Below are 26,997 nucleotides of genomic sequence, written 5' to 3'. Positions count from 1 at the left end.
AAAGCACGCGAGGGGGACATGCGCGGCGACCCGGCCGCGCCGTGCGGATCGGGGGGTCTGCGATGAGCGCGTCCAGCAGTGCGGCGGCCGCGGAACACGGCGTGAAAGTGCCGTGGGGCGATGTGCTGCTGTCCGCGATCGCCGCCGTGAGCTGGGCGTTGATCGGGATGGCGGGGACGGCGGCACTGGGTCTGCACCTGCTGGAGGCGGACGGCGCGGCCTCGTTGGGGCCGATGACCGCGGCGGTTGTGGCGCTCGGGGCGGGTGGTTCGGTCACACCGTCGGGCGATGTGTCCGCGTTCGGGCTGGCGGGCGCCGAGGCGCGTACCGCCATCGAGATCACGCCACTGGGGGTGAGTCTGGTGGGTGCGCTGCTGCTGTCCTTCTTCTTCCTGCGGTCGTTGCGGGCGGCGGGAGTTGTCGTCGCGCCCGCCGAACTCGCGGCCCGGGCGGGGGCGGTGGTCGTCCTGTTCACGGCGATGACGGGCGGGCTGGCCTGGGCGGGCCACGACGTCATCACGATCGACGGGGGCTCGCTGGGGGTGGACGACCTGCCCGGCGTGGGCGACATCGGTGGGCTGCTGCCCGACCGGCTCGGGGACCTCGTGGACGCGCAGGCGGCGGTCGGGTTCACCGTGGACACCGTGCCGACGCTGCTGGGCGGGCTGGGCTGGTCCGCGGGGGTGCTGCTGATCGCGCTGCTGGCGTCGCGCCGTACGCCGCTGCCGCGCAGCTGGGACGCCGTGCACCGGGTGGTGCGGCCGGCCGTGTCCGCGGTGGTCGCGGTGGCGGTACTGGCGGTGGTGGCGGGGCTCGCGGCGGCGGCGTATGCGGCCATCGGCGACGACCATCCCCGGCGGATCGCGGGCGCGGCGCTGCTGGGGGCGCCGAACGGGGTGTGGCTCGGCGTGCCGCTCGGCCTGTTCGTGCCGTGGGACGGGCGGGCGACAGGGGCACTGGCCGGTGTGCTGCCGGATCCGTTGGACGATCTGCTGCGGGCGGACGCCGGTGAGCCGGTCGCTCTCGGTCGCCTGGCGGAGCTGGACAGCCGGGTCTGGCTGCTGGCGGTGGCGGCGGCACTGACGATGCTGCTGGCGGGGGTGCTCACGGCGGTGCGGACGCCGGTGGCGGTCACGGCGGCCACGGGGGCCGTGCCCGAGGGGGTGCTGGGATTCGCGGGGCGCTGTGCGCTGCGGCTGGGGATCGCGACCGCGCTGGCGCTGCCGCTGCTTCTCTGGCTGACGGAGGTGTCGGTGGACGCCTCGCTCTCGGTCCTCGGCGTGGACGCGTTCGGCGGCGGGATCGTGCTGCGCGGCGACCTCGGCATGGCACTGCTGCTGGGCGCCGTGTGGGGCGCGGGGGCGGGCGCGGGCGGCGCGCTGCTGGCGCGGGCCACCGGGGCGGCGGGACGGCGGGCGGCGCCGTTGGCACGGGGCGTAGGGGTGCCAGGGCCGGCGTCTGCGGCTGGCGGGGCCGGCAGGGCGCAGTACGTGGGGGGCGAGCAGGGCGCGGCGTATTCCGGGGAACGGGCGCACCCGAGCGATGCGCCGGGCGCGGGGCAGCCTCCCTACGCGGAGCGGTCGCCGTACTCGGGGCAGCCTCCGTACACGGGGCAGCCTCCCCGCACGGAGCAGTCTCCGTACGCGGAACCGGCCGGGCAGCCCGGACCGTACCGGCCCGGTGCGGCGTACCCGCCGCCGAATCCCGACACCAACCCTTACCTCCGTCCGCCGGGCCGGCCGCCGGACCGGCCGCCGGAGCGTCCACCGGGTCCGGCGGGTGCCCGACGGAGCGACGAACCGCGTCCGTACGGCACCGGGCCCGCGCCCGGCCAGGGGAACGACGACGTGTACGGCGCGCCCACCGTGGCCGGGCCGGTGGTGCCGCCGAAGCCGCCTCCCCGGCGGGCCCGGCCGCAGGCGGAGCGGGGTGAGGGACCGCCGCCCCCACCGCCGCCGCCCCCGCCTCCACCCCCTCGGCCGAGGCGGCCGGAGCGCGGCAAGTGATCACGTGACCGTCGCCGTTCCGACAGACCCGCGCCACTGGACCGACACCGAGAGTTCCGTGTCCGGCAGGCGGACCTCGGGCGCGCACGGCCCGGGGCGCCGGATACCGTATGAGCACCATGAGCGCTACGCAGACCTCTGACGTCCCTACTCTTCTCGTCAAGATCTTCGGCAAGGACCAGCCGGGTATCACGGCGGGCCTCTTCGACACCCTCGCCGCCTTCTCGCTCGACGTCGTCGACATCGAGCAGGTCGTCACCCGGGGCCGGATGGTGCTGTGCGCGCTCGTGACGCAGCCGCCGCGGGGACTGGAGGGCGAACTGCGGGCCACCGTCCACAGTTGGGCGGAGTCGATGAAGATGCAGGCCGAGATCATCTCCGGCACCGGCGACAACCGGCCGCGCGGCCTCGGCCGCTCCCTGGTCACGGTGCTCGGCCATCCGCTCACCTCCGAGGCGACGGCCCAGGTCACCGCCCGGATCACCAAGACCGGCGGCAACATCGACCGGATCTTCCGGCTGGCGAAGTACCCGGTGACGGCGGTCGAGTTCGCCGTGTCCGGCGTGGAGACCGAGCCGCTGCGGACCGCACTGGTGACGGACGCGGCGGCGCTGGGCGTCGACATAGCGGTGGTCGCCGCCGGACTGCACCGCAGGGCGCAGCGGCTGGTCGTCATGGACGTGGACTCGACGGTCATCCAGGACGAGGTGATCGAGCTGTTCGCCGCGCACGCGGGCTGTGAGGCCGAGGTGGCCGAGGTGACGGCTGCCGCGATGCGCGGGGAGCTGGACTTCGAGCAGTCGCTGCACGCACGGGTGGCGCTGCTCGAGGGCCTGGACGCCTCGGTCGTGGACAAGGTGCGCAGCGAGGTGCGGCTGACGCCCGGCGCGCGCACCCTGATCCGTACGCTGAAGCGGCTCGGCTACCAGGTGGGCGTCGTCTCCGGCGGGTTCACGCAGGTCACCGATGATCTGAAGGAGCGGCTGGGGCTGGACTTCGCCCAGGCCAACACCCTGGAGATCGTCGACGGGAAGCTGACCGGGCGGGTCACCGGGGAGATCGTGGACCGGGCGGGCAAGGCGCGGCTGCTGCGCCGGTTCGCCGCGGCGGCGGGCGTACCGCTGTCGCAGACCGTGGCGATCGGGGACGGCGCCAACGACCTGGACATGCTGAACGCGGCTGGTCTCGGGGTGGCCTTCAACGCCAAGCCGGTGGTGCGGCAGGCCGCGCACACCGCGGTGAACGTGCCGTTCCTGGACACCGTCCTGTATCTGCTGGGCATCACCCGCGAGGAGGTCGAGGCGGCGGACACCCTCGACCAGCAGCTCCTGGACCGGGCCGAGGGCGAGGACGGCTGAGAACCGTCGGCGGCTGAGGGCCCGGGACCGGGCCCTCAGCGTGGCAGGCCGGTCAGTCCGTGGGCGCCCAGTAGTCCCGCAGGGTGGCGACGCCGGGCTCCAGGGATTTCCAGGGACCGGTGAAGGTCAGCACCGCGAAGGCGGCGGCCGGGAAGCCGCGGCCCGCCATCCGCTCGTGGGCGTCGCCCTCGGCCGAGCCGGCCAGTACCTCGGTGAGCCCCTGCACGCCCGGGTTGTGTCCGATTAGCAGGACGTTGCCCAGGTCGTCGGGGGTCTCGTTGAGCACGGCGATCAGCTCGCCCGGCGACGCCTCGTAGATCCGCTCCTCGTAGACCGTCTTCGGACGCTGCGGGAACTCCTGGACGGCGAGCTTCCAGGTCTCCCTGGTCCGGGTGGCCGTGGAGCACAGGGCCAGGTCGAAGGAGAGGCCGGTGTCGGTGAGGCGGCGTCCGGCCTCCGCGGCTTCCTTGCGGCCCCGCTCGGCGAGCGGTCGCTCGTGGTCGGGCACCTGGGGCCAGTCGGCTTTCGCATGCCGGAAAAGGACAATCCTGCGCGATTCTGCGACGCTCATGTCTCCCAGCTTCGCATGAAACAGGCCACGGGGCGCAGGGAGTTGACTTGCGGATTTCCGGTCGCGGGGCACGGTCGGGGCGGCCGGGCCGGTCCGCGCGCCCCGGGGGCGCCGAGTCAGCGTCCCAGCAGGTGCCGGGCCTGCTCCAGCAGGTGGGCGAGGGCGGGCTGGTCGGCGGCCGCGTGGGCCTGGGACGGGTTGAGTATCAGCGCCAGCAGCATCACGAAGGCGAGGGTGGGCAGGGCCAGCGCCCACCAGGGCAGCCGGATGTCGACGCCGCCGCGGGAGACGGGGCGGGGGCGGGTGTGCGTGGGGGTCGACATGAGTGCCTCCGCGGGTCTTCGGCGTCCCCTGGTCCGTGATCGTGCGAGGTGAGCCGCGGTCCCCGTCGCCGGGGCTCTCGCGTCCACACCACGAAGTTACGGAATCCGGGGCCGCCGTCCCATCCGGTGACCCACCCACTCGACCCTGAGTCTCACCCCCTAGGGGACTGGGGGGTTACCCCCACCTCGCCGAGCCGGGGCCGCCCGGTTCACGGGGAGGCGATCGTCGCCACGATGCCGATGATCACGAAGATCGCGAGGAACGAGCCGAAGACGATCAGCATCTTCTTCTGGCCGTTGCGGGGATTCGGGTCGAGAACTGGCATACGGCAAGTCTCGCACCCGGGACCGGCAGCCCGGTCAGCGGGCCGGTCAGCAGGCCGGTCAGCGGGCCGCCTCGTCCTCCACCGTACGGTTGCGGCCCGCCAGGACGCCGGCCGCCATCTGCGGCACCATCAGGGCGCTCATCAGCGCGATCGGCAGTCCCCAGCCGCCGCTGTGCTGGTAGAGGACGCCGACCAGGAGCGGCCCGGGGATCGAGATCAGATAGCCGGTGCTCTGCGCGAAGGCCGAGAGCTGGGCGACGCCCGGGCCGGTCTTCGCCCGCATCCCGACCATGGTCAGGGCGAGCGGGAAGGCGCAGTTGGAGATGCCGAGCAGCACGGCCCAGGCCCAGGCGCCGCCGGCGGGCGCGAGGTACAGGCCGGCGTATCCGGCGAGGCCGCAGACGCCGAGGACGACCACCATCGGGCCCTGGTGGGGCAGCCGGCTCGCCACTCGCGGGATGACGAAGGCCAGCGGTATGCCCATCGCCATGGTGACGGCCAGCAGCACGCCGGAGGTGCCGGCGGAGACGCCCGCGTCCCGAAAGATCTGCGCCATCCAGCCCATCGTGACGTAGGCGCCGGTGGCCTGGAGCCCGAAGAAGACGGCGAGCGCCCAGGCGGTCCGGCTGCGGGTGATCCGCAGGGCGGGCCGCTCGGCGGGAGCGGACTGGGCGGGAGCGGACTGGGCGGGAGCGGACTGGGCGGAGGCAGCCCCGGCGGCCGGGTTCTCAGCGGGAACGGCGGTCGCGGCGGTCGCGGTGGTCACGGCGGCCGGCCCGGACTCGCTGGGACCGCTCCCCCGCGCGGAGGCCGCGCCGCGGTCCCGGACGAACGGCAGCCAGGGCAGCACGGCCACCGCCGCCAGGGCGGCCCACACCGTGAGGCCGGGCTGCCAGCCGCCGCCCAGGGCGTCGGTCACCGGCACGGTCGCCGCCGCGGCGATCGACGTACCGCAGGCCAGGGCCATCGAGTACAGGCCGGTCATGGAGCCGACCCGGTCGGGGAACCAGCGCTTGACGATGACCGGCATCAGCACGTTGCTGACCGCTATGCCCATCAGCGCGAGGGCGCTGGCGGCCAGGAACCCGGCCGTGCCGCCGGCGTACGGGCGGATCAGCAGCCCGGCGGTGAGTGCGGCCATGCCGGCGCAGACCACCGCGCCGGGGCCGAAGCGGCGGGCGAGCCGCGGGGCGGTGACGCCGAAGACGGCGAAGCAGAGCGGCGGCACGGAGGTGAGCAGCCCGGCCACGCTGCCGCTCATGCCCAGTCCGTCGCGGACCTCCTCCAGGAGCGCGCCGAGGCTGGTGATCGCGGGCCGCAGATTGAGCGCGGTCAGCACGATGCCGAGGACGAGCAGCCGGGCCTTCCACGGCGTCCACGCGCGCGTAGCGGGCCGTACCGGCTCCCGGGCGCCGCCGTGCGGGGCGGTCTTCAGCGTCGAAGTTTCCTCACTAGCCATGAGACCCATCATAGAATCATGGGATGATTACCTGTCCACTCCCGCTTCCCAAAGGTGCGCCATGCCCCTGAGCCATCCTCACCGCTCGGCCCTGTCCGAGCAGGTCATCACCGCGCTCCGCCAGCAGATCACCTCGGGCGAGTGGCCGGTCGGCTCTCGTATCCCGACCGAGCCCGAGCTGGTCGAGCAGCTGGGGGTGGCCCGGAACACCGTCCGGGAGGCGGTCCGCGCGCTGGCGCACAACGGGCTGCTCGACATCCGCCAGGGCTCCGGCACCTACGTGGTCGCCACCAGCGAGCTGGCCGGGGTGATGCACCGCCGCTTCGCCGACGCCGACCCCCGGCACATCGCCGAGCTGCGCTCCACGCTGGAGTCGGCCGCCGCCCGGCTGGCCGCCGCGCGGCGCACCGAGAAGGACCTCAAGCAGCTGGACGCGCTGATGGTGCGCCGCGCGGAGGCGTGGGAGTCGGGCGACGCGGAGGCGTTCGTGACCGCGGACGCCACCTTCCACCTGGCCGTGGTGGCCGCCTCGCACAACGACGTGATGACCGCGGTGTACGCGGACCTGGGCGAGGTGATGCGGGACTGGCTGCGCGAGGACGTCGGCACGGAGCTGACCCCGGAGACGCACATGGACCACACCCGGCTGATGGACGCGATCCGCGCGGGCGACGCCGGGACGGCCGGTGAGGAGGCGGCGGGCTACCCGTTCGTGTGCCGCCCGGGGCGGGTCAGTCCGGACGCCGGTGGCTGATCCAGACCGAGCCGATCTCCTTCCAGCAGCGCCCGGTCAGCCGTACGGTCCGCGCGGGGCCCGCCGCCACCGGGGCGCCGTCGCTGTCCAGGTCCCACCAGCGGACGCACTCGACGTGCAGGCTGACCCGGTCGGGGTCCGGATAGGGGTTGTGGCAGTACGCGGTCACCCGGGAGCCGGTGCGCCGGATGCGGCACTCGGCGCCGAACGGCCGGGGCGGCGCGGCGCGGCCGCGATCGCTCGCCACGCGCGCGTGCGGCGACACCGCCTCGAACGGCACCGGCACCGCCCCGTGCGGCACCGACTCCGCCTCGCGCGGCACCGACTCCGCCTCGCGCGGCACCGACTCCGCCTCGCGCGGCACCGACTCCGCCTCGTGCGGCACCGACTCCGCCTCGTACGGCAGGACGAGCCCGAAGGCGACGACGGCGGCTGCCGCGGCCAGGCGGCGGGCGCAGCGCACAAGCGGACCCCCTCGGCCGGTACGGGGCGAAAAGCGCGGGTGGGAACGCGGGGTGGCGTCGCCTCCCAGCCTGCGCCGCCGGCCCTCGGGCCGCCCGGCCGGCGGGGCCGGACGGGTGACACGCGAAGGGCCCGCGCCCTTGCGGACGCGGGCCCTGGCGGCGCAGGCGGCTGTCAGGCTCCGATCGCGTGCAGACCGCCGTCGACGTGGATGATCTCGCCGGTGGTCTTGGGGAACCAGTCGCTCAGCAGGGCGACGACGCCGCGGCCGGCCGGCTCGGGGTCCTTGAGGTCCCACTCCAGCGGGGAGCGGCTGTCCCACACGGCGGCCAGGTCGCTGAAGCCCGGGATGGACTTGGCGGCCATGGAGCCGAGCGGACCGGCCGAGATGAGGTTGGACCGCACGTTCTGCTTGCCCAGGTCGCGGGCGAGGTAGCGGTTGGTGGCCTCCAGGGCGGCCTTGGCCGGGCCCATCCAGTCGTACTGCGGCCAGGCGTACTGGGCGTCGAAGGTGAGGCCGACGACGGAGCCGCCGTTCTGCATCAGCGGCAGGCAGGCCATGGTGAGCGACTTCAGGGAGAACGCCGATACGTGCATGGCGGTGGCGACCGACTCGAACGGCGTGTTGAGGAAGTTGCCGCCGAGCGCGTCCTGCGGCGCGAAGCCGATGGAGTGCACGACGCCGTCGAGGCCGCCCAGCTCCTCGCCGACGATGTCCGCGAGGCGCCCGAGGTGCTCGTCGTTGGTGACGTCCAGCTCGATGACCTTGGTGGGCCTGGGCAGCTTCTTGGCGATGCGCTCGGTCAGCGTGGGCCGCGGGAAGGCGGTCAGGATGATCTCCGCGCCCTGCTCCTGGGCCAGCTTGGCCGCGTGGAAGGCGATGGAGGACTCCAGCAGCACGCCGGTGATCAGGACGCGCTTGCCCTCGAGGATTCCGCTCATGGTGATCAGTGACCCATTCCCAGTCCGCCGTCAACGGGGATGACGGCTCCAGTGATGTACGAGGCGTCGTCCGAGGCGAGGAACCGCACCGTCGCGGCGATCTCCTCCGGCTGCGCGTACCGGCCCAGCGGCACCTGGGAGACGATGCCCGCGCGCTGCTCGTCGGTGAGCACCTTGGTCATGTCGGTGTCCACGAAGCCGGGCGCGACGACGTTGAAGGTGATGTTGCGCGACCCCAGCTCACGGGCGAGGGAGCGCGCGAAGCCGACCAGACCGGCCTTGGAGGCGGCGTAGTTGGCCTGCCCCGCCTGGCCGAGCAGTCCGACGACGGACGAGATGAGCACCACGCGGCCCTTCTTGGCGCGCAGCATGCCCCGGTTGGCGCGCTTGACGACGCGGAAGGTGCCGGTGAGGTTGGTGTCCAGGACGGAGGTGAAGTCGTCCTCGGACATCCGCATCAGCAGCTGGTCCTTGGTCACGCCGGCGTTGGCGACGAGGACCTCGACGTTGCCGTGCGCCTCCTCGATCTCCTTGTAGGCCTGCTCCACCTGCTCGGCGTCGGTGATGTCGCACTTGACGGCCAGGCAGCCCAATTCCGTCAGGGCGGCCGGCGGCTCACCCGAACGGTAGGTGAAGGCGACCTTGTCGCCGGCGTCGGCGAACGCGCGGGCGATGGCGAGGCCGATGCCCCGGTTGCCTCCGGTGACGAGAACCGAGCGGCTCAACGGATCACCCTTTCGATAGGGGTCTGAACACGTCCGCCCGGACATCTGGACGCATCTGGATGAGACACATCCGGATGGCAGGCGGCTTCCTCGAAAACCTATCGGTCCCGGCTCCCGCGCGGAGAATCGGGCACCCACAGTGGCTTACGGCGGGCGCTGTCGGGTCCCTACAGTTGAGCCGCCCACGCATGGCACTTAGGCCCGCCATGTCCGGTGCGTAAGCGGGCAGCCCCCTGTACGCGTCAGTACGCCGTGCCGGGCGCGTGTGCGGTCAGCCCTGACTCCCGGGCCGCGTCGAGCATCCGCTTGTCGTAGGAGATCAGGGAGTCGAGAGCGTCGCCGATGACCAGAGCACTGGCCACGTGGACAGCATCAAGCGACCGCAGATTCGCCGGAACCCTTGTGGACAGATCCCGGACCTCCGCGGTGAGGAGGATTTCGGTGACCATGTGGTCCAGGTCGGCCAGAGCGTTCGGGAAAGATCCGACCCTGTCCAGTTGCCTCACCGTCTCCACCACTCCGACCGTGCTGGTGGCCATGGGCAGACCTGGCCGTGCGGAGAGGAAGTCACGCAGTTCGTCGGCGCCCGGCCTGCCGATGAGCAACGTCAGCAGTGCCGAGGAATCCATGTAGATCAACGGTCGTTCTCCTCGCGCTCTGCGAGGAGAAGCTCGACTGGATCGGGAGCCCCGGCTGGCAGCCGGTAACGCGGAAGCCGGTCCAGGTCTGCCGTCGTAGTGGCCTTCAGGCGGATTTTGCCCTGAGCCACGAGATCAGAGTAGCGGGCGACCGGCCCCGCGCCGGGAAGCAGTATGGCGATGACCTTGCCGTGGCGCGTGACTTGCACCGCCTCGCCCTTCTCGACGCGGGCGAATACGGCGCTGGGGTTGTACGAGAACTCACGGACGGAGATGGCGCTCATGGCGGCCCCCTCGTTTGTGCCTACATAACACTCACTGTAACCACGAATGAGGGGCCCACGTCACGGTCGGGGAATGCCCATCCTGCTCAGCCGCTACTCGGCGTCCTTCTCTTCCTCCATCCCGTCGAGAAGCCGCCGGGCAAGGTCGGAGAGCGTCTCCCCTTCCTGGGTGGCCCAGCGGGCGGTGCCCTGGTTCGAGACCGGGCGTCCTTCCCATTCGGCCAGCTCCCACATCCGTGCGATGAGACCACTGGGCGAGTACGCGATGCCGTCGGCGGCCCAGACGATCGGACGAGTCCGGTTGGTGTTGGTCCACTTCGCAAGTGCCCTGCGCGGGTTCGCGTCGAGCCAGGCGGCCAGTGCGTCTTTCTCCGGCTGGACGTACAGGGCAAGACGGAGGGGCGCTCCTTCGTCCAGGACACCCCTGTCGATGATGACGTGCACCGCGTTGGGCCTACGGCGCTTGCGCGGCTTGTTCTCCTCACGCCGGTACTTCGCGGCGGCGTCCGCAGTCCCGCCTCCTTCGAGGGCTGCCAGGACCGCGGTCACGAGATCGGCGGCCTGCCCGGGGTCGGCGCACGCGCGCTGGAGGCTCGTTCGGGTCCCCACCTCGTCGTCCAGGGCCTGCACCAGCACCGGGACGATGCGCTTGACCAGGTCGGGTACCTGCCCCTTGGCTGCGGCAGCCCATGCGAGCGACTGGTCCGGCTCGCCCATGCCGGCGTCCTGGGCGAGCAGTCTCCGGAACGCCAGGTGGGTGATGAGAAACGTGCCATCGTCGATGACGGCCGCCGCACGCCCCGCGTACTGTTCGCGTTCCGTACGCAGAGCCGTACGCACCGCCCGTAGGACGTTCACCGCGTTCCAGGTCTCGTACACGCTCGGCACGGAACGGAAGAGGGGGTCGTAGATACCGCTGCTGCCCCGTTCCCAGAGCACGTCGGTGGACCCGGATGCCACGAGCCGGGCTGCGAACCGGCTGCCGGTATGGGCGCAGGCCAGCGCGCACGCGGCCTCCACGACGGAGCAGCCCTCGTCGTCCTGCGGTTCGAGTTCGCTGCGACGCACGCTGTACACCAGACCGAGCTCGGCGCGGAACTCGTCGATGAGCACCGCCTGAACGGGGTCGAGGGCGATGCGGTCGCGCTCGGTGATGTGGTTCTGCCGGTTGGTGGCCTGGGTGGTGCGGTTGGCGAAGTCGGTGTCGCCGCCGGTGACGATGAAACGTACCGTGACCTCGGCGAGCCCAGCCTCCTCGGCCTGCTGGGCAGCGTCGATGACGGAGCGGACGGTCTGTGCCCCGTTCACGACGCTGGCGCCGTGTGCCGTCAGACGGATCGGGTGACGTTCGGGGAACTTCTGTGACCCGGGCACCACGTTCACGGAGTCACACAGGATGGTTACTCCGTTGTTGAAGTACCAGAAGAGGGACGGCTCGTCGGTGAGAGTGTCCACCAGTTCCTTGTTGATCGGGGTCAGTCCCAGCGGGTTGCGGATGTTGCGGACGAACAACTCGTTGCCGTGCTTGGCCCAGCTCGCGACCTCTTCCGCCTGCATGACGCCCTCGTAGGAGAGGTAGGGCGAGGGCACACTGAACCAGGGCTGAAGCGTCGCTTCGAGGGTGACGGGGTCGCTGCGCTGATCCTTCCGGACCAGAGCGTGGATCTCCTGAGCGTGCAGAAAGTGATGATCGACGTAGTCACCGTGGGAGTTGAACTCCCCCTCGCCGTTCTTGATGACCTGTCGTACGCCCGGCGAGGGCCGCTCGGTTCCCATGAGCACGATCACCTGTGTGATCTTGGTGGCCTTCTCGCTGATGAGTTCGTGCGCCTGCTTGGCGAGAATCTGACCGCGAGGGTTGAACTGGGCAGCCTCCCCGGAGTCTATGAGGGTCAGTCCCGCGAAAAGCTTGTGTACGGCGGTCTCGTCCGCCTTGGCCGTTCCGGTCGGGCTCCACTTGGCCTGCACGAGGTAGATGTGTGCGGCCGTCTCGTCAATGGCGATGGCATCGATCCCCTGATCCTGGCCGCCGTCGATGACGCAGTCGGCCGCCTGTTCATGGGTCCACCCCGTCATGATGCGCACGGCGTGCGCCGCCAGGGCGCGGGAGCGGAAAGCGGGCTTGGTCTGCTCCGGCGGCCGATTGCCGAAGTCGCTCACGTCAATGAGGCCGGTGTACGTCTCGTCGAAGGCACGCCCGATCTGGCGGACCTGGGTGGGGACGTCGGGCTGCTGGGGGGTGGCGTTCATGGTCTTCCTGTCCGGCTGACTAGGGGCGGCGATGGGGGCGGGCACAGGAGGAACATCAGCTGAGGGAGTCCAGTACCACCTGGAAGCTACGCTGCGCGTCGCCGAGATGATCCACGATCGACTGCGCGATGTCGCGCGGATTACCGAAGTCGTCGTCCGTGTCGGCGAGATGAGCCTTCAAGTCGAGGCCGGCACGGGAGCTGTCCAGTATTCTCCGCACGGCGTCACGGTCGTAGCGTTTGAAGCGCGGGGATTCCGTGCGGCCGGAGAGCCCTTCCTCGCCGGGTCGGTACGCCTCCAGGAATTCCGCGAAGTCGTCCTCGGTGAGCGGGTTCTCGGTGTTCGTGTGGTGACGGTCGCGGATGTCGTAGACCCACAGCTCATCGGTGGCCGGCTCGCCGGTCGGGCGCGGGACGGACTTGGTGAAGAAGAGAATGTTCGTCTTGGAGCCGGTGTCGTGGAACATGCCGGTCGGCAGCCGCAGCAGAGTGTGCACATTGCAGTTCTTCAGGAGCGCCTTGCGGATGGTTGCCGCCGCCCCGCCCTGGAACAGCACACCATCGGGGACGAAGACAGCCGCCCTGGCCCTCTGAGGCAGCGTGATGGCCAGGTGCTGGAGAAAGTTGGCCGGGAGCGCGGCATTCTGCGCCCAGAAGTCGTCCCGCTGCTCGGTGTTCGCCTCGACGTTGCTCTTGAACGGCGGGTTGCAGATGGCGACGGTGGCAGCCACGTCCCGCTCGTGCCGGCGCACTGCGCGCTCCTTCGCCTTGAGCGAGTCGGCGCGCAGGATCGGCGGTACGTCGTGGAACTGGCGGCCGGTGTTGAGGAGCACGTTCATCGTCGCCAGGCGGCACATCTGTACGTCGATGTCGGCACCCGCGATGGCGGCGGCGTCGACGCGGCCCCCGTGCGCGGCCATCTCCCGATGAGCGGCGATGAGACTGGTGCCGACCCCGACCGCAGCGTCTATCACCCGGTCCTGTGGGGTCAGGGCGAGCGCCTTGACTATGACTTTCAGCAGATCGGGCGGTGTGAGGAACTGGCCCGTCTCCCGTTTGGTCCGGATGTCGTCACGGCAGTCGGCGATCAGCAGGGAGAAGGCGGCGCCGAGTTCGTCCCGTCGCACGTCCGACCAGCGGTACGAGTCGAACTCCTCGATGATCAGCCGTCCGAGTTCCGCCATCCTGTCCACGTTCCAGGGACGGGAGTCCTGGAAGACGACGCTTGCGATGCCCCGGCGGGGATCCTGCGGGTTCGGCTTGCCGAGTTCAGCCATCAAGCCGGTGAGGGCACGGTGCAGATCCTCACCGCTGGCCAGCACGAGGCTCGGCCAACTGTCCGCCGGAGCGATCGGCTGACTTGCGAACATCCCCGTTCGCTGGGCGCGCTCATGATCGAGCTTGAGGAAGAGCAGATACGCGATGTGCTCGGTGAACTCCAGCCGGGTCAGAGCCTTGCCGCTTGTCTCCTGCTCGTAGAACCGCTTCCAGCGCCTGAAGATCCCCTTCCCCGTCCAGTCGCTCTCCGGCCCTCTCGCCCCGATGTTGTCACGCTCCGTCGCCATGCCCCACCCGTTCTCGAACGTCCCTGTTCGAGTGGATACGCCGACGGGCCACCCCCCTGAGGCCGGCACAGTGTCGGAACCAGCGGCTAAGCGCTCCGAGAACACATCCGACCGGCCGATCGGGCCGCAGGCGATCAACTCCCTTCCATGGTAGGCAAAAGCCCGGATCTCGGTACTACAAGTGGCGTTTTCACCAGCAGCGTCCTGTCAGGCCCCGATCTCCCTTTCAGCGGGAATCCGGCAGCGCACCTGTTTGCCGACCGGCGTGACCGCGACCCGCCATCCCGGCGCGAGCAGATCGACCAGAGGCAGCCCACGTCCCGACTCCGCCTCAGGATCGTCCAGCCGTACGCTGCCGAGCACGGGCAGCATCTGCCGGTACGGGTCGTGCAGTCTGACCCGTACGCCGCGCTCCGCGCCTCCGCCGAACCCCTGCGGCGGTTCGACCGCCACCTCGGCGACAAGTGGCACGAAGTCGCCGCAGGCGCGGACCGCGTTCCCGCACAACTCGGACATCACCAACTGCACGGCGTGTGCCAGGCCTTCGTCGATCCCGGCGTCGGCAAGCGTCTTGCCGACGAGGGCTCTGGCGGCACTGAGGTGATCCGGAGTGGCGGAGAGATGGAGGACGAAGCCGGCGGGGGTGGGGGTGTGGTACCAGCCGAGGGAGTGGGGCATGGGGGCTCCTACACGTCGGGGGCAATCTCTCGTTGCCCTGCGATGCATTGAGCTTGCTCTCCATTCATGATCGTCAGCAAGTTTGTCACCCGAAATGATTGATCGAACCCTTATTCCCCTGGACGTTCAATGTCTCTCAATGGAAGGCTCGGCACATGCCAAATGTGCGCCCTGTACCTACTGTTCGACGTCGACGACTGGGCGAGGCATTGCGCCGGTACCGCAACGCGACGGGGATGAGCCTCGACGTGGCATCCGCTGAGCTCGGCTGGCTGGGGCCGAGGTTGTCCCGGATCGAGACCGCCAACGGCCTCATCCGCCCGGCCGAAGTCGCCCCGCTGCTCAAGGTCTACGGGGTGACCGATCCCGATGTTGTGAGCGCGCTGGAGGGGCTGGCCAAGGACGCCCGAAAGCAAGGCTGGTGGCAGACTTACAGTGGGGTTGTAGCTCCCGCCTACGCGGACTACATCTCTCTGGAGTCGGACGCGGAGAGCGTGCACATCTGGAGCCCTCTGCTCATTCCTGGACTGTTGCAGACCGCCGGATACGCGCGGGAGGCGGTCAGCGCCAACGCCACCACGCGCACGCCGGAGGAGGTCACGGCTCTGTCCGAGGTGCGTATGGCTCGACAGGCCGTACTCACTCGCCCTGAAGGCCCCCTGAAGTTTTGGGCAGTTCTCCATGAGGCGGTCCTGTATCAGCGCTTCGCGGTACGACCCGACACGATGCGCGATCAGTTGCGGCGTCTCCTGGACGCGGCGGAACTACCCAACGTCACTCTGCAGATCATGCCGCTGGCCGCGACTCCACACCCGGGCGGCGCCGGCGGCTTCAACTTGGTCGGTTTCCCCGGGCCGATGCCAGATGTCGTTCTCTTGGAAAACCTCATCGGTGCGACTTACGTTGAGGGCATCGACGAAGTGCAGATCTTCGCCGACGCCTTCGAGCGCATCGTCGCGGCAGCACTTCCCGTGGATGACTCGATGGCACTCATCGCACGGAAGGAAGAGGAAAGCCGCAGGTGAAGGACCCAAAGGCTGAGCTGTACGCAGAGGAACTCTCTGGCGCGAGGTGGCGCAAGGCATCCGCGAGCGCGGGCGAGAACGACTGCGTCGAGGTCGCTGAGCTGCCGCGCGGCGCGCGGGCTGTGCGTGATTCGAAGAACCCGGAGCGGGACCCGCTGCGGTTCACCGCGTCGGAGTGGGCCGCGTTTCGGGCGGGTGTGATAGCGGGCGAACTGTGAGCGCGTAGACAGGAAGCAACGGCAGGCCGGTGGCTCTTGGAGAACCACCGGCCTGTTCGCCGTGTCTACTTCTCGTCGGCCGACGGTGGCGCGTCCTTCTTCAATGCGCGGGCCACGGCCGTGAACTCGGCCAGTGCCACTTCGAGTTCGTCGACGATCTCCTGGGCGATCACGTCCGGGGACGCGTACTCCCTGGTCGCGGTGGCGTCGGAGTTGAGCACCGTGAGGTCGAGGTTGACCTTGTCCCGGGCGATCAGCTCGTCGTAGTCGTACGCGCGGAAGCGGTCGCTCGGGGTGCGCTTGGTGAAGTCCGTACCGCCGGAGTGGTACGCGGCGACGAAGTCGTCGAGGTGCTGGCGGCCCAGCTGGCGTTGTTTGAGCGTGAAACGCTGGTCCGTGCGGAAGTCGTAGACCCAGAGCTTGCGGGTGCCGGGGCGGCCTCCGGTGCGCTGGCCGGTCTTGTCGAAGAACAGGACGTTGGCCTTGACGCCGTTGGCGTAGAAGATGCCCGTGGGCAGACGCAGGAGGGTGTGGACGTCGCAGAGGTTGAGCAGGTTCTTGCGAATGGTCTCGCCGGCGCCGCCCTCGAAGAGGACGTTGTCGGGGAGAACGAGGGCGGCTCGGCCGTTGGTCTTCAGCAGGTTGTAGATGTGCTGGACGAAGTTGAGCTGCTTGTTGGTGGTCGGCGCCCAGAAGTCGGTACGGGAGGTGTACGACTCACCGGTCACCGAACCGACGCCGAAGGGCGGGTTGGCGAGCACGATGTCGTAGTGCCGCTTCGGGGGGCGGGCAAGCGAGTCCTGGATGGTGATGAGCGGCTTGGCCTCGGAGCTGCCGATGCCGTGCAGCAGCATGTTCATCAGGGCGAGGCGCCCGGTCTCGCGGACGAGTTCGTAACCGGTGATCGCGCCCGTCTGGAGGGCGCGGCCCTTGTCGCCGTACAGCTCGTCCTCGTAGTTCTGGACGAGGTGGGCGTGCGCGGCGATGAGGAAGCCGCCGGTGCCGCAGGCGGGGTCGGTGATGGTCTCGCCGGGTTTCGGCTGAACACAGTCGACCATGGCGTCGATGAGCGGGCGGGGTGTGAAGTACTGACCCGCGCCGGTCTTGCGGTCCTCGGCGCCGCGCTGAAGCAGGCCCTCGTAGGCGTCGCCCTTGAGGTCCTGGTTCTCGGTGGTCCAGGTGTAGGGGTCGATCAAGTCTTTGATCAGGCGGTCGAGGACAGCCGGCTCGTGAATCTTGTTCTGCGCCTTGGTGAAGACCTCGCCGAGCATGGTGCCGCCGCGCTGACCAAGGTCCTTGAGAATGAACTCGTAGTGGTCGAGCAACGCCTCGGCGGACCGGGTGGTCAGGCTCTTCCAGTCCCGGCCCTCCGGAACGAGAGGCCGCTCGGGGGTGTTGCGCCGGAAGACGACCGGGCGGTTGGCGCGCTCGTCGGCCATCTTCAGGAAGAGGAGGTACGTCAGCTGCTCGACGTAGTCCAGGGTGGAGACGCCGGAGTGACGGAGCAGTTCGCAATACGACCAGAGACGGTTGACGAGGGTGGAGGTCGAGGTCGAGGCGGCGGGGGCAACCCTGGTGATGGCTTCGACCGTACGGAGGACGGAAGCCGTGCCGGTTGCCGAAAAGACCGCCGCCTCAGCGGGTTCCGCGGAGGTCGGCTTTTCAGCGCTGCTGCTCATGAGAGTGCTCACAGGGGAAGTGCTTCCTGGGTCCCGGAGGGGACTGGTCGGCTTGAGATCTGGGGGGTGGCCGCAGGCGTAACGCGAGGCGCGCGCCTACGCCTGGGCTGCTTGGCGTCGACGGCGCGCTGAGCGCGGTTCCGATCAAGGAGGACGGAGGCGGGTTCTTCGTCAGGGTTTCGAGGGACGAGAGCGCCGGTGAAGGCGGCGTGAAGGAGGGCGTTGCGCAAGTTCGCGCCTTGCTCGTGCACCCCCTGAACCACCTGCTGAGCGGTTTCGGCCTCTGTCAAACGGCTTTCGATCGACTTGACCAGATCCGCCTGTACAGATTTCGGCGGAACAGGGACGGGTAGCAACTTGATTCTTCGGAGACTGATAGAAGCAAGGTTCACTGTCTGTTTCCCGTTGCGATCACACCAGTTTTTACCGAACGCGTTCGCATGCCAGGCAAGCAACCTAGGATCCAGAACTTCACCTATCACACGGGCACGAAACACGTGATTTTGATGGATGCAGTCCTTGATCTGCCCTTCCCAGATCCAACCACGGCCTAGTTTGTCTCGATCTCCACCTTCATTGAGAAGGACGTCCCCGACCTCAAGCTTCAGCATTTTAGCTTTTTTCGCAGGAACCCGGATCTTTTCAACTCGATCGAGCACGATTCGCCCGCGCTGGACGTTCGCTACCCGAAGGTACGGAACCTCGACGTATTCAGGGTCGTTTTGCTTCTTGCTGTCTTTCGTGACCCCCCCGACTACATCTGCAATCTCCCCGAGACGCATCCACCGCCATCCGGTCGGGAGGTCGGGAAGCGTTCCGTCATCTATGTCTGCCGAATCGAGCATGACGGGGAACCGCTCAACTCCGTCGAGGCCACCACACGCTCCATCTCCTGTGATCTGATTCCGCAGGATCTGAGAGGCAGCCAAGGCGGCTTGGACTGCTGCCTCCCCCGCCTCGACATGCGCCAACTGCTCGTCCAGCTTGGCGACGATGCGGTGCTGCTCCGCGAGGGGTGGTACAGGAATCTCCAGCTCAGCCAGATAGGGGCGCGGTACACGACGCTGGCCCACAGCACCCGTCATGTGCTGCTCCGCCATCCGTCGAACGTGGCGTTGCAGCAGAAAGTGCATCAAGTATTCAGGGAGAACAGCCCCGCGACTTCGCAGCACATGGAACTCGGTGCTTCCCAGCGCCCGGCCTCCTGCCAGCCCCTGCGCTTTCGCGATCTTTCCATTCTCCATACAGGGGGTGATCTTCGCGAAGAGTACGTCATTCTCCTGGAACCTGGTCAGCGACTTCTTTTTGAGATCGCCATACCGAACCAGAGTCGACGCATCAATGCGCCCCGTCCCTGCTTCGACGGAAGCCATGGGCACCTGCGAGATGAAGTCGTCGTCGTCGGGTTCCTCGTCGAATCCCCGGGGATTCACATCGCACAACTCGCCGATAGTCGCCCGCGTCCACCCCGCAGGCAGCTCCTCCGTGACAGCCCCGTCGGCCCCCGAACCCCCCGGCCCCGCACCCGAGTCGGTCGTCACGCGCTCAGCTCCCTGTCCAGTTCAGTAATTATGTGTTCCGCCCGCGTCCCCCCGAATTCGGCGATGAATCCGTCCGTGCCGTTATGTGAGGTGAAAGGGGCGTAATCAAGGTCAGCGGTGTCGAAGCGTACACGTTCCGCTGTCGCGGCGGCGATGCGGTCGAGCCACCAGCGCTGACGTTCGGTGAATCGGGTGCCCAGCTGTTCCTGGCGGGCGATCCAGGCCTGGTAGCGCTCGCGCACAAGCTCCTCGTACGGGCGCGGGGCCGGCGCGCCCCGCTCCGCGCCGCCCGCGAGTTCGTAGCGGAGCAGGGCCAGCAGATCGGAGGCCGTGTGCTTGCGGCGGGCCTCGTCGACAACTGTCTCGCCCACCTTCTCGTATGCCGCCCAGAGTCGGTCCGGCGTCCAGGCGCGCGGCGGGCGGGCGATGCTGCGGGCCACGTCCTTGAGCCTGTTCATCGCGACGCCCGGCGGCACGTCGGAGCCGGCGCTGAACGCGAGGGACATCGCCGCGATCTCATCGCGGTTGTCAGCGATGTACTGGCGCCAGTCGCGGACCGTTGCCGTTGCCGTGTCCTTGTCGTCGACGGCCGCGCCCGCGCGGAGCAGCTCGTCCGCGCCGTTCTCGTCGTAGAGGATGTCCTTCGCGCGCCGCATCTCCAGCAGTCGGGCGCGCAGTGGCGGCTGGGCGGCGAGCGGCTGCACGGCCTGCTCAATGAGGTCGCGTACCGCGCGCTCGGGGTCACGGCCCGCGCGCTCGGCGGCCTCCCGGACTTCCAGCTGCCGGTCCGCCGAGACGGCGTCGACCATCCCATGAACGATCTTCGTCAGTTCCTGTCCGCCGCTCAGGCGGCGGATCTCGGCGCGCTCCTCGTCCGTCATCTGGATGTCGAGCTTGGCCAGGCGGGCCGCGAGGGTGGAGACCTCTTCTTCCTCGATGGTGTTCGCGGCGGTCTTGCGGAGCAGCTTCTCCAGGCTGATCTGCTTGTCGGTGTGACGTTCCAGCGGCGCCGCGTCGACCTTGGGCTTCTTCGTCACGCCGACCGCGTCGACGATCACGAAGCGGGTCTTGGGGCCGACACCGGGGGTGACCTTCTCGAAGTCCGTGAGGGACAAGGTCCGGGCGCCGCGGCCCTTCATCTGCTCGAAGTACGCCCAGCTCTTGACGTCCCTCAGGAAGAGGAGGCATTCGAGCGGCTTGACGTCCGTGCCCGTGGCGATCATGTCGACGGTGACCGCGATGCGCAGCTCCGGGAGGTTACGGAAGGCCGAGAGGCGCTCGGCGGCGTTGCGTGCCGCGCTGGTGATCTTCGCGCAGAAGTCGTTGCCCTTGCCGAAGACGTCGCGGATGACCTCGACGATCTCCTCCGCGTGGTTGTCGTTCTTGGCGAAGACCAAGGTCTTGGGGACGTACATCTCGTCCCACCGCAGGGTACCCGTGGCCGAGTCACGTTTGGCCCGCTCGGGGAAGATCTCCGTGAACAGCCGGTCGTGGAAGGTCTGGACGACCGTACGCAACTGGTCCTTGCTGATGACTCCGGCACCGACCTGGTTGGCGCCGTACTCGATGTCCTCGTCGATGTCCTCGTAGCGTTGGCGGCGGGTGCGGCGATCGCGGACGGGAATGGTGCCGTGCGCGATGACACCGCCCTCGGTTGTTATCCGCGTCTCGATCTCGTAGACGGAGAAGTCGACGTTGACGCGGTCGGCCACCGCCTCCTGGTACGAGTACTCGCTGACCAGGTTGCCGTTGAAGTAGCCGAAGGTCTGGGCGACGGGAGTGGCGGTGAGGCCGACGATGGGGGCGTCGAAGTATTCGAGGACGGAGCGCCACTTGCCGTAGATGGAGCGATGGCACTCGTCGACGACGATCAGGTCGAAGGCCTCCGGAGGGATGTCCGCGTTGTAGCCGACCTCGATGCCGCCCGGCACATCGACGTCGTAGTCGATGTCCCCGTCCTGCCGTTCGGTACCCGGCAGGCTCGCGCCGGTGAGCTCCATGTAGAGGCGTTGGACGGTGGAGATGACGACCTTGGAGGAGGCGAACATGCCCTCCGCGCCGAGGCGCTGAACGTTGTAGAGGTCAGCGAACTTGCGATCGGTGTCGGGCGTTTTGAAGTTCTCGAACTCGGCGAAGGCCTGCACTCCGAGGTTGTTGCGGTCGACGAGGAACAGGACGCGCTCGGCACGCGCGTGCTTGAGCATCCGGTACGAGAACGTCACCGCCGTGAACGTCTTGCCCGCGCCGGTGGCCATCTGGACGAGGGAGCGCGACTGGCCCATCCCTTGCTGGCCCTTGCCGAGCGCCACCGAGTTCTCTACCTCGCGTACTGCCTGGATCTGCGCCGGACGCAGTGGGCGTTCGTCGAGTTCGGGCATGCGCCGGCGCAGGCGGGCACGGTAGCTGGGGGCCTGCTCATCCTCCTCGGCCTGGCGGACCCAGCGGGCCAGTGTGCGCGGCTGGTGGAAGGAGAAGATGCGGCGGGTACGGGAGTCCGGGTCGAGGACGGAACGGAAGCGGGTCTCGCCGCCGTCGCTCACGTAGCGGAAGGGGAGCGGGGTGCGCCAGGCGCTGAGGCGTTGCTGGGCATCGGTGAGGTGGTCGGCGTAACCGTCGGCCTGGGCCTCTGCGGCGGACAGGTCGGCGCCCTCGCGCTTGGCCTCGATGACGCCGACGAGCTTGCGGTCGACGTAGAGGGCGTAGTCGGCGCGGCCCCGGGCGGTGGTGACCTCGCGGACGGCGACGCCGTTGCCGCGCCGGTCGCCCTGGACGTGGAGGTTGAGGTCCGCGCCGCCACTCTGGACGTCCCAGCCCGCCGCCACGAGCATGGCGTCGAGGCGCTTGCGGACCTGAACCTCGGTGAGGGGTTCGCGGGATGCCTGCTCGGCGTTGTCGAGGAGGCGGGCGCGCTCGGCGACGGCGGCCGACGCGGCGGCCCGGTCTGCGGCGCCGGCCCGGCGGCGGCCGACCTGCGTGGCCTCGGCGGCAGCCTGGAACTCCTTGAGCCGGCCCTGCATGGCCGCGACCGCACGGGCCAGCTCCTCGCGTTCGGCCTGCGCCTGGGCAAGCTCACGTTCGACAGCGGTCCGGGCGGCCTGCTCGGCCTGGGCCTGGGACGCCTGGTCGCGGTAGCTGACGCGGGCCTCTTCGAGGTCCTTGCGGGCCTGGGCGACGTCCTGCAGCAGGCGCTCGTTCTCAGCGGCCGGGACGCTGTCCGGGCTGGGCGGCACGAACGGCAACTGTTCCCGCGATCCGGTGAGCAGCCGGTGGTACCAGGTCCCGAGACGGAAGCAGGTGCGCAGGGCCCGGAAGGCGTCGTCGGCGCTGTCGAGTCCCGAATGGTTCGCGTCGTTGCCGAGAGCCCGCACCTCGTGAAAGGCGGTGCCGACATCGCCGTGCAGGTACCCCTCCCTGTCCAGTGCCCGCAGCCGGTCGAACTGGGTACTGCCCTCCACCCGGACCCGGGCCCGGCTGACCAGGTCAGCTGCCATGGCCTCGCCGAACTGTCGGGATTTGATCAGGGATGTGTTCGGGTCGCTGAAGACATGACTCTCGGCAGCGGTTCCGTACGCGACGAGCAGCGGAAGGTGTGGCAGCAGGAAGCCGAAGTTGCGGGACCTCCCAGCCAGGCGTACAAGTCGGGGGTCTGGTGCCTGGGACGCCCCGCCTGCGCTGCTCATGGGGTGGTACCGCCTTTCCGGGAGCTCAGAGGCCGATGCTGCTTGTGCGGCGTGATCGCCCATAGAGCCTAACCGGCGGCCGGTCCTTCTCGTCGGCCTTCGGCACTACAGATCCGACCGGCGTGGCCTTGCTTCCGTCACCGTGAAACAGCCACACCGACTCCATTGACGACGTGGTTCACTCACCCGGACCGCACGATGACCGAACGGGAGGCCGCACATGGCCCATGAGATCGATCAATCGTTCCTCGCCCTCCCGCTACGCCCCCTCGCCGACGCCGCCCTGGCCCGCGCCCGTTCCCTCGGTGCCGAGCACGCGGACTTCCGGCTCGAGCGGGTGCGCAGCGCCTCGCTGCGGCTGCGGGACGCCAAGCCGTCCGGTTCCTCGGACACCACTGACCTCGGGTACGCGGTGCGCGTCGTGCACGGCGGTACGTGGGGTTTCGCGTCCGGCGTGGACCTGACGCCGGACGCGGCCGCCAAGGTGGCCTCGCAGGCGGTGGCGATGGCGAAGCTGTCGGCGCAGGTGATCAAGGCGGCCGGTTCGCAGGAGAGGGTCGAGCTGGCGGACGAGCCGGTGCACGCCGACCGTACCTGGGTGTCGGCGTACGACATCGACCCGTTCACCGTGGCCGACGCCGAGAAGGCGGCGCTGCTGGCCGACTGGAGCGGGCAGCTGCTGGCGGCCGACGGGGTCGACCACGTGGACGCCTCGCTGCTCACCGTCCATGAGAACAAGTTCTACGCCGACACCGCCGGGACCTCGACCACCCAGCAGCGGGTGCGGCTGCACCCGGTACTGACCGCGGTGTCCGTCGACGACTCCAGCGGCGAGTTCGACTCGATGCGGACGCTGGCGCCGCCCGCCGGGCGCGGCTGGGAGTACCTGACCGGCACCGGGTGGGACTGGGACGCCGAACTGGCCGAGATCCCCGGGCTGCTGGCCGAGAAGATGCGGGCGCCGAGTGTCCGGGCGGGACTGTACGACCTGGTGGTCGATCCGTCCAACCTGTGGCTGACCATCCACGAGTCCATCGGGCACGCCACCGAGCTGGACCGGGCGCTCGGTTACGAGGCCGCCTACGCCGGTACTTCTTTCGCCACCTTCGATCAGCTCGGCAAGCTGCGCTACGGCTCGGAGCTGATGAACGTCACCGGTGACCGCACCGCCGAGCACGGGCTCGCCACCATCGGGTACGACGACGAAGGGGTGGCGGGACAGTCCTGGGACCTGGTGAAGGGCGGCACGCTGGTCGGGTACCAGCTGGACCGGCGGATCGCCCGGCTGACCGGCTTCGAGCGGTCCAACGGGTGCGCGTACGCCGACTCCCCCGGTCATGTGCCGGTGCAGCGGATGGCCAACGTGTCGCTGCGGCCCGACCCCGGCGGGCTGTCCACGGAGGATCTGATCGGCGGGGTGGAACGCGGTATTTACGTCGTAGGCGACCGTTCATGGTCAATTGATATGCAAAGGTACAATTTTCAGTTCACCGGTCAGCGGTTCTTCCGGATCGAGAACGGGCGGCTCGCCGGGCAGCTGCGGGACGTGGCCTACCAGGCGACGACCACCGACTTCTGGGGCTCCATGGCGGCCGTCGGCGGTCCGCAGACGTATGTCCTGGGCGGCGCCTTCAACTGCGGCAAGGCCCAGCCGGGCCAGGTCGCGGCGGTGTCGCACGGCTGCCCGTCCGCCCTCTTCAAGGGCGTCAACATCCTCAACACGACGCAGGAGGCCGGTCGATGAGCCCGCGCATGAGCAGCAAGCCGCACGAGATCGTCGAGCGGGCCCTTGAGCTGTCCCGCGCGGACGGGTGCGTGGTCATCGCGGACGAGCACTCCACCGCCAATCTGCGCTGGGCGGGAAACGCGCTGACCACCAACGGCGTCACGCGCGGGCGCACGCTCACGGTGGTCGCCACCGTGGACGGGAGCGAGGGCACGGCGACCGGCGTGGTGTCCCGGTCCGCCGTCACCCGTGACGACCTGGAGCCGCTGGTGCGGGCCGCCGAGCAGGCGGCGCGCGGCGCCGGGCCCGCCGAGGACGCGCAGCCGCTGGTCACCGGCGTACCCGAGGCGCCGGACTTCACGGACGCGCCGGCCGAGACGTCGTCCGCGGTGTTCGCCGACTTCGCGCCGGCGCTCGGGGAGGCGTTCGCCCGCGCGCGGGCCGGCGGGCGGGAGCTGTACGGGTTCGCCAACCACGAGCTGACCTCCACCTATCTGGGGACCTCGGCCGGGCTGCGGCTGCGCCACGATCAGCCCACCGGGACGCTGGAGCTGAACGCCAAGTCGCCGGACCGGTCGCGCTCGGCGTGGGCGGGGCGGGCCACCCGGGACTTCAAGGACGTCGACCCGGCGGCGCTCGACGCCGAGCTGGCCGTACGCCTGGGGTGGGCCGAGCGGCGGGTGGCGCTGCCCGCGGGCCGCTACGAGACGCTGCTGCCGCCGACCGCGGTCGCGGACCTGCTGATCTACCAGCTGTGGTCGGCGTCGGGCCGGGACGCGGCCGAGGGGCGGACGGTGTTCTCCAAGCCGGGCGGCGGCACCCGGCTGGGCGAGCGGATCGGGCGGCTGCCGCTGACCCTGCGCAGCGATCCGGCCGAGCCGGGTCTGGAGACGGCGCCGTTCGTGGTGGCGCACTCCTCCGGCGACGACCAGTCGGTGTTCGACAACGGGCTGCCGGTCTCCCCCACGGAGTGGATCAGGGAGGGTGAGCTGGCCCGGCTGACCACCACCCGGCACAGCGCCGCGCTGACCGGGCTGCCGCCGGCCCCAGCTGTCGACAACCTGATCCTGGACGGCGGCAGCGACCGTTCCCTGGAGGAGATGGTCGCCGGCACCCGGCGGGGGCTGCTGCTGACCTGCCTGTGGTACATCCGCGAGGTCGACCCGGCGACGCTGCTGCTGACCGGCCTGACCCGGGACGGGGTCTATCTCGTGGAGGACGGCGAGGTGGTCGGCGAGGTGAACAACTTCCGGTTCAACGAGTCGCCGGTGGACCTGCTGGGGCGGGCCACCGAGGCGGGGCGCACCGAGCGGACGCTGCCCAGGGAGTGGGGCGACTGGTTCACCAGGGCGGCGATGCCCGCGCTGCGGGTGCCCGATTTCAATATGAGCTCTGTCAGCCAGGGCGTATAACCTCGTAGCCGCAGACGAGAAGCTGCGTACGTCTGCGTACGAGATCACCGAGGAGACACGAGAACCGTGACGGACATCGTCGACGAGCTGAAGTGGCGCGGGCTGTTCGCCCAGTCCACCGACGAGGACGCTTTGCGCAAGGCGCTCGCGGACGGTCCCGTCACGTTCTATTGCGGCTTCGACCCGACCGCGCCGTCGTTGCACGTGGGGCATCTGGTGCAGGTGCTCACCGTGCGCCGGCTCCAGCAGGCCGGGCACCGGCCGCTGGCGCTGGTCGGCGGGGCGACCGGGCAGATCGGCGACCCCCGGCCGACCGCGGAGCGCACGCTGAACTCGCCGGAGACGGTGGCCGGGTGGGTGCGGCGGCTGCGCGGGCAGATCGAGCCGTTCCTGTCCTTCGAGGGTGCGAACGCGGCCGTGATGGTCAACAACCTCGACTGGACCGAGGGGCTCTCCGCGATCGAGTTCCTGCGGGACATCGGCAAGCACTTCCGGGTCAACAAGATGCTGACCAAGGACTCGGTGGCCCGCCGGCTGGAGTCCTCGGAGGGCATCAGCTACACGGAGTTCAGCTACCAGCTGCTCCAGGCCATGGACTTCCGGGAGCTGTACCGGCGCTACGGCTGCGTGCTCCAGCAGGGCGGCAGCGACCAGTGGGGCAACCTCACGGCGGGCCTGGACCTGATCCACCGCCTGGAGCCGGACGCCACGGTGCACGCGTACGCGACGCCGCTGATGACCAAGGCGGACGGCACCAAGTTCGGCAAGACCGAGGGCGGGGCGGTCTGGCTGGACCCGGAGATGACGACGCCGTACGCGTTCTACCAGTTCTGGCTGAACGTGGACGACCGGGACATCTCGGGCTACTCGCGCATCCTGTCCTTCAAGTCCCGCGAGGAGCTGGAGGAGCTGGAGCGGCAGACCGCGGAGCGTCCGCAGGCGCGGGCGGCGCAGCGGGCGCTGGCCGAGGAGCTGACCACGCTGGTGCACGGCGCGGACCAGACGGCGGCCGTGATCGCCGCGTCCAAGGCGCTGTTCGGCCAGGGCGACCTGGCGGAGCTGGACGAGCCGACGCTGACCGCCGCGCTCTCGGAGCTGCCGCGCTTCGAGGTCGCCGAGCCGGCTCCGGTGGTCGACCTGTTCGCCGAGGTCGGCCTGGTCGCCAGCAAGTCGGCGGCCCGGCGCACGGTCAAGGAGGGCGGCGCCTACGTGAACAACGTGAAGGTCGCCGCCGAGGACGCCGTCCCGGCCGCCGGGGAGCTGCTGCACGGGCGCTGGCTGGTGCTGCGCCGCGGCAAGAAGAACCTGGCCGCGGTGGAGGTCACCGGCGCCTGAACCGGCGGCTGAGCGCACACCGAGGGGCGGTCCCCGCGTCC

At 69.7% G+C, this 26,997-nt stretch carries 23 protein-coding genes; 8 read left to right on the top strand and 15 right to left on the bottom strand.

Features of this window, described 5'->3' with window-relative positions:
• Positions 1 to 62 precede the first annotated feature (62 nt).
• Together ACTT8P_RS25805 and serB are read left to right on the top strand one after the other, a co-directional pair.
• Complete coding sequence (locus tag ACTT8P_RS25805; protein WP_442834135.1) at positions 63 to 2,006, top strand: streptophobe family protein; 1,944 nt, start codon at positions 63 to 65, stop codon at positions 2,004 to 2,006.
• A gap of 119 nt (positions 2,007 to 2,125) precedes the next feature.
• Positions 2,126 to 3,364, top strand: coding sequence for a phosphoserine phosphatase SerB (serB, locus tag ACTT8P_RS25800; protein ID WP_442834134.1), 1,239 nt, complete (start codon positions 2,126 to 2,128; stop codon positions 3,362 to 3,364).
• A 52-nt stretch (positions 3,365 to 3,416) separates the two neighbouring features.
• Here the strand turns inward: serB and ACTT8P_RS25795 are convergent, their stop codons facing one another.
• The 4 genes from ACTT8P_RS25795 to ACTT8P_RS25780 form a co-directional block, all read right to left on the bottom strand.
• Positions 3,417 to 3,935, bottom strand: a complete 519-nt coding sequence (locus ACTT8P_RS25795; protein ID WP_442834133.1) for a SixA phosphatase family protein — start codon at positions 3,933 to 3,935, stop codon at positions 3,417 to 3,419.
• Positions 3,936 to 4,051: 116 nt separating this feature from the next.
• On the bottom strand, positions 4,052 to 4,258 hold the full coding sequence (locus ACTT8P_RS25790; protein WP_442834132.1) for a hypothetical protein: 207 nt from the start codon (positions 4,256 to 4,258) through the stop codon (positions 4,052 to 4,054).
• Between the two features lie 209 nt (positions 4,259 to 4,467).
• Positions 4,468 to 4,584 (bottom strand): SGM_5486 family transporter-associated protein, encoded by a 117-nt coding sequence (locus ACTT8P_RS25785; protein WP_442834131.1) that lies wholly within the window; start codon positions 4,582 to 4,584, stop codon positions 4,468 to 4,470.
• A gap of 58 nt (positions 4,585 to 4,642) precedes the next feature.
• The gene (locus ACTT8P_RS25780; RefSeq protein WP_442834130.1) at positions 4,643 to 6,043 is read right to left on the bottom strand and encodes a CynX/NimT family MFS transporter; all 1,401 of its coding nucleotides are present in this window, start codon (positions 6,041 to 6,043) and stop codon (positions 4,643 to 4,645) included.
• Positions 6,044 to 6,104: 61 nt separating this feature from the next.
• Here ACTT8P_RS25780 and ACTT8P_RS25775 point away from each other — a divergent pair, with 61 nt between their 5' ends.
• Positions 6,105 to 6,797 carry a FadR/GntR family transcriptional regulator gene (locus ACTT8P_RS25775; protein WP_442834129.1) on the top strand — a complete coding sequence of 231 codons (693 nt, stop codon included), beginning with the start codon at positions 6,105 to 6,107 and terminating at the stop codon, positions 6,795 to 6,797.
• On the opposite strand, the gene ACTT8P_RS25770 is transcribed toward ACTT8P_RS25775, so the two are convergent.
• The 8 genes from ACTT8P_RS25770 to ACTT8P_RS25735 all read right to left on the bottom strand — a co-directional run bounded on the left by ACTT8P_RS25770 (position 6,775) and on the right by ACTT8P_RS25735 (position 14,340).
• The gene (locus tag ACTT8P_RS25770) at positions 6,775 to 7,077 is read right to left on the bottom strand and encodes a hypothetical protein (RefSeq protein WP_442834150.1); all 303 of its coding nucleotides are present in this window, start codon (positions 7,075 to 7,077) and stop codon (positions 6,775 to 6,777) included. The two genes, ACTT8P_RS25775 and ACTT8P_RS25770, sit on opposite strands and share 23 nt — an antisense overlap.
• A 356-nt stretch (positions 7,078 to 7,433) precedes the next feature.
• Complete coding sequence (gene fabI / locus ACTT8P_RS25765) at positions 7,434 to 8,201, bottom strand: enoyl-ACP reductase FabI (RefSeq protein WP_442834128.1); 768 nt, start codon at positions 8,199 to 8,201, stop codon at positions 7,434 to 7,436.
• Positions 8,202 to 8,206: 5 nt separating this feature from the next.
• Entirely contained in the window at positions 8,207 to 8,926 is a 720-nt protein-coding gene (gene fabG, locus ACTT8P_RS25760) for a 3-oxoacyl-[acyl-carrier-protein] reductase (RefSeq protein WP_442834127.1), read from the bottom strand.
• Between the two features lie 242 nt (positions 8,927 to 9,168).
• Positions 9,169 to 9,555 (bottom strand): type II toxin-antitoxin system VapC family toxin, encoded by a 387-nt coding sequence (locus ACTT8P_RS25755; RefSeq protein WP_442834149.1) that lies wholly within the window; start codon positions 9,553 to 9,555, stop codon positions 9,169 to 9,171.
• Between the two features lie 5 nt (positions 9,556 to 9,560).
• The gene (locus ACTT8P_RS25750) at positions 9,561 to 9,848 is read right to left on the bottom strand and encodes a type II toxin-antitoxin system Phd/YefM family antitoxin (RefSeq protein ID WP_442834126.1); all 288 of its coding nucleotides are present in this window, start codon (positions 9,846 to 9,848) and stop codon (positions 9,561 to 9,563) included.
• A 93-nt stretch (positions 9,849 to 9,941) separates the two neighbouring features.
• Entirely contained in the window at positions 9,942 to 12,143 is a 2,202-nt protein-coding gene (locus ACTT8P_RS25745; RefSeq protein ID WP_442834125.1) for an AIPR family protein, read from the bottom strand.
• A gap of 10 nt (positions 12,144 to 12,153) precedes the next feature.
• Complete coding sequence (locus ACTT8P_RS25740) at positions 12,154 to 13,662, bottom strand: N-6 DNA methylase (protein ID WP_442834124.1); 1,509 nt, start codon at positions 13,660 to 13,662, stop codon at positions 12,154 to 12,156.
• A 207-nt stretch (positions 13,663 to 13,869) separates the two neighbouring features.
• Positions 13,870 to 14,340 (bottom strand): ATP-binding protein, encoded by a 471-nt coding sequence (locus tag ACTT8P_RS25735; RefSeq protein WP_442834123.1) that lies wholly within the window; start codon positions 14,338 to 14,340, stop codon positions 13,870 to 13,872.
• A gap of 155 nt (positions 14,341 to 14,495) precedes the next feature.
• On the opposite strand from ACTT8P_RS25735, the gene ACTT8P_RS25730 reads away from it, so the two are divergent.
• Together ACTT8P_RS25730 and ACTT8P_RS25725 are read left to right on the top strand one after the other, a co-directional pair.
• Positions 14,496 to 15,365, top strand: a complete 870-nt coding sequence (locus ACTT8P_RS25730) for a helix-turn-helix domain-containing protein (protein WP_442834122.1) — start codon at positions 14,496 to 14,498, stop codon at positions 15,363 to 15,365.
• The gene (locus ACTT8P_RS25725) at positions 15,362 to 15,583 is read left to right on the top strand and encodes a DUF397 domain-containing protein (RefSeq protein ID WP_442834121.1); all 222 of its coding nucleotides are present in this window, start codon (positions 15,362 to 15,364) and stop codon (positions 15,581 to 15,583) included. Before ACTT8P_RS25730 ends, ACTT8P_RS25725 begins: the two co-directional genes overlap by 4 nt.
• A gap of 65 nt (positions 15,584 to 15,648) precedes the next feature.
• Here the strand turns inward: ACTT8P_RS25725 and ACTT8P_RS25720 are convergent, their stop codons facing one another.
• The 3 genes from ACTT8P_RS25720 to ACTT8P_RS25710 are packed head-to-tail and all read right to left on the bottom strand — an operon-like array spanning position 15,649 to position 22,294.
• Positions 15,649 to 17,262: an N-6 DNA methylase gene (locus ACTT8P_RS25720; RefSeq protein WP_442834120.1), complete on the bottom strand. Its 1,614-nt coding sequence runs from the start codon at positions 17,260 to 17,262 to the stop codon at positions 15,649 to 15,651.
• Between the two features lie 8 nt (positions 17,263 to 17,270).
• Positions 17,271 to 18,803, bottom strand: a complete 1,533-nt coding sequence (locus ACTT8P_RS25715; protein ID WP_442834119.1) for a restriction endonuclease subunit S — start codon at positions 18,801 to 18,803, stop codon at positions 17,271 to 17,273.
• Positions 18,800 to 22,294 (bottom strand): type I restriction endonuclease subunit R, encoded by a 3,495-nt coding sequence (locus ACTT8P_RS25710; protein ID WP_442834118.1) that lies wholly within the window; start codon positions 22,292 to 22,294, stop codon positions 18,800 to 18,802. Before ACTT8P_RS25710 ends, ACTT8P_RS25715 begins: the two co-directional genes overlap by 4 nt.
• Before the next feature lie 409 nt (positions 22,295 to 22,703).
• On the opposite strand from ACTT8P_RS25710, the gene ACTT8P_RS25705 reads away from it, so the two are divergent.
• From ACTT8P_RS25705 to tyrS, 3 genes are all read left to right on the top strand, one after another.
• A complete protein-coding gene (locus ACTT8P_RS25705) occupies positions 22,704 to 24,227 on the top strand; it encodes a TldD/PmbA family protein (protein WP_442834117.1) in 1,524 nt (507 codons plus the stop codon).
• Positions 24,224 to 25,621, top strand: coding sequence for a metallopeptidase TldD-related protein (locus ACTT8P_RS25700; RefSeq protein WP_442834116.1), 1,398 nt, complete (start codon positions 24,224 to 24,226; stop codon positions 25,619 to 25,621). Before ACTT8P_RS25705 ends, ACTT8P_RS25700 begins: the two co-directional genes overlap by 4 nt.
• Positions 25,622 to 25,687: 66 nt before the next feature.
• Positions 25,688 to 26,956, top strand: a complete 1,269-nt coding sequence (tyrS, locus tag ACTT8P_RS25695) for a tyrosine--tRNA ligase (RefSeq protein WP_442834115.1) — start codon at positions 25,688 to 25,690, stop codon at positions 26,954 to 26,956.
• Positions 26,957 to 26,997 lie beyond the last annotated feature (41 nt).

The organism is Streptomyces sp. JW3, assembly GCF_052216785.1.
Lineage (GTDB): Bacteria > Actinomycetota > Actinomycetes > Streptomycetales > Streptomycetaceae > Streptomyces.
The sequence above is the reverse complement of the archived record's forward strand: the minus strand, read 5'-3'. Positions and strand labels throughout refer to the sequence as shown.

What these genes read in the sequence shown, in the direction of transcription:
- ACTT8P_RS25805 (WP_442834135.1), top strand. Translation starts at nt 63, where the DNA reads ATGAGCGCGTCCAGCAGTGCGGCGGCCGCGGAACACGGCGTGAAAGTG.
- ACTT8P_RS25790 (WP_442834132.1), bottom strand. Translation starts at nt 4,258, where the DNA reads ATGTCGACCCCCACGCACACCCGCCCCCGCCCCGTCTCCCGCGGCGGC.
- ACTT8P_RS25735 (WP_442834123.1), bottom strand. Translation starts at nt 14,340, where the DNA reads ATGCCCCACTCCCTCGGCTGGTACCACACCCCCACCCCCGCCGGCTTC.
- ACTT8P_RS25710 (WP_442834118.1), bottom strand. Translation starts at nt 22,294, where the DNA reads ATGGCAGCTGACCTGGTCAGCCGGGCCCGGGTCCGGGTGGAGGGCAGT.
- serB (WP_442834134.1), top strand. Translation starts at nt 2,126, where the DNA reads ATGAGCGCTACGCAGACCTCTGACGTCCCTACTCTTCTCGTCAAGATC.
- fabI (WP_442834128.1), bottom strand. Translation starts at nt 8,201, where the DNA reads ATGAGCGGAATCCTCGAGGGCAAGCGCGTCCTGATCACCGGCGTGCTG.
- ACTT8P_RS25720 (WP_442834120.1), bottom strand. Translation starts at nt 17,262, where the DNA reads ATGAGCAGCAGCGCTGAAAAGCCGACCTCCGCGGAACCCGCTGAGGCG.
- ACTT8P_RS25780 (WP_442834130.1), bottom strand. Translation starts at nt 6,043, where the DNA reads ATGGCTAGTGAGGAAACTTCGACGCTGAAGACCGCCCCGCACGGCGGC.
- ACTT8P_RS25785 (WP_442834131.1), bottom strand. Translation starts at nt 4,584, where the DNA reads ATGCCAGTTCTCGACCCGAATCCCCGCAACGGCCAGAAGAAGATGCTG.
- ACTT8P_RS25700 (WP_442834116.1), top strand. Translation starts at nt 24,224, where the DNA reads ATGAGCCCGCGCATGAGCAGCAAGCCGCACGAGATCGTCGAGCGGGCC.
- ACTT8P_RS25730 (WP_442834122.1), top strand. Translation starts at nt 14,496, where the DNA reads ATGCCAAATGTGCGCCCTGTACCTACTGTTCGACGTCGACGACTGGGC.
- ACTT8P_RS25795 (WP_442834133.1), bottom strand. Translation starts at nt 3,935, where the DNA reads ATGAGCGTCGCAGAATCGCGCAGGATTGTCCTTTTCCGGCATGCGAAA.
- ACTT8P_RS25755 (WP_442834149.1), bottom strand. Translation starts at nt 9,555, where the DNA reads ATGGATTCCTCGGCACTGCTGACGTTGCTCATCGGCAGGCCGGGCGCC.
- ACTT8P_RS25740 (WP_442834124.1), bottom strand. Translation starts at nt 13,662, where the DNA reads ATGGCGACGGAGCGTGACAACATCGGGGCGAGAGGGCCGGAGAGCGAC.
- ACTT8P_RS25775 (WP_442834129.1), top strand. Translation starts at nt 6,105, where the DNA reads ATGCCCCTGAGCCATCCTCACCGCTCGGCCCTGTCCGAGCAGGTCATC.
- ACTT8P_RS25750 (WP_442834126.1), bottom strand. Translation starts at nt 9,848, where the DNA reads ATGAGCGCCATCTCCGTCCGTGAGTTCTCGTACAACCCCAGCGCCGTA.
- ACTT8P_RS25705 (WP_442834117.1), top strand. Translation starts at nt 22,704, where the DNA reads ATGGCCCATGAGATCGATCAATCGTTCCTCGCCCTCCCGCTACGCCCC.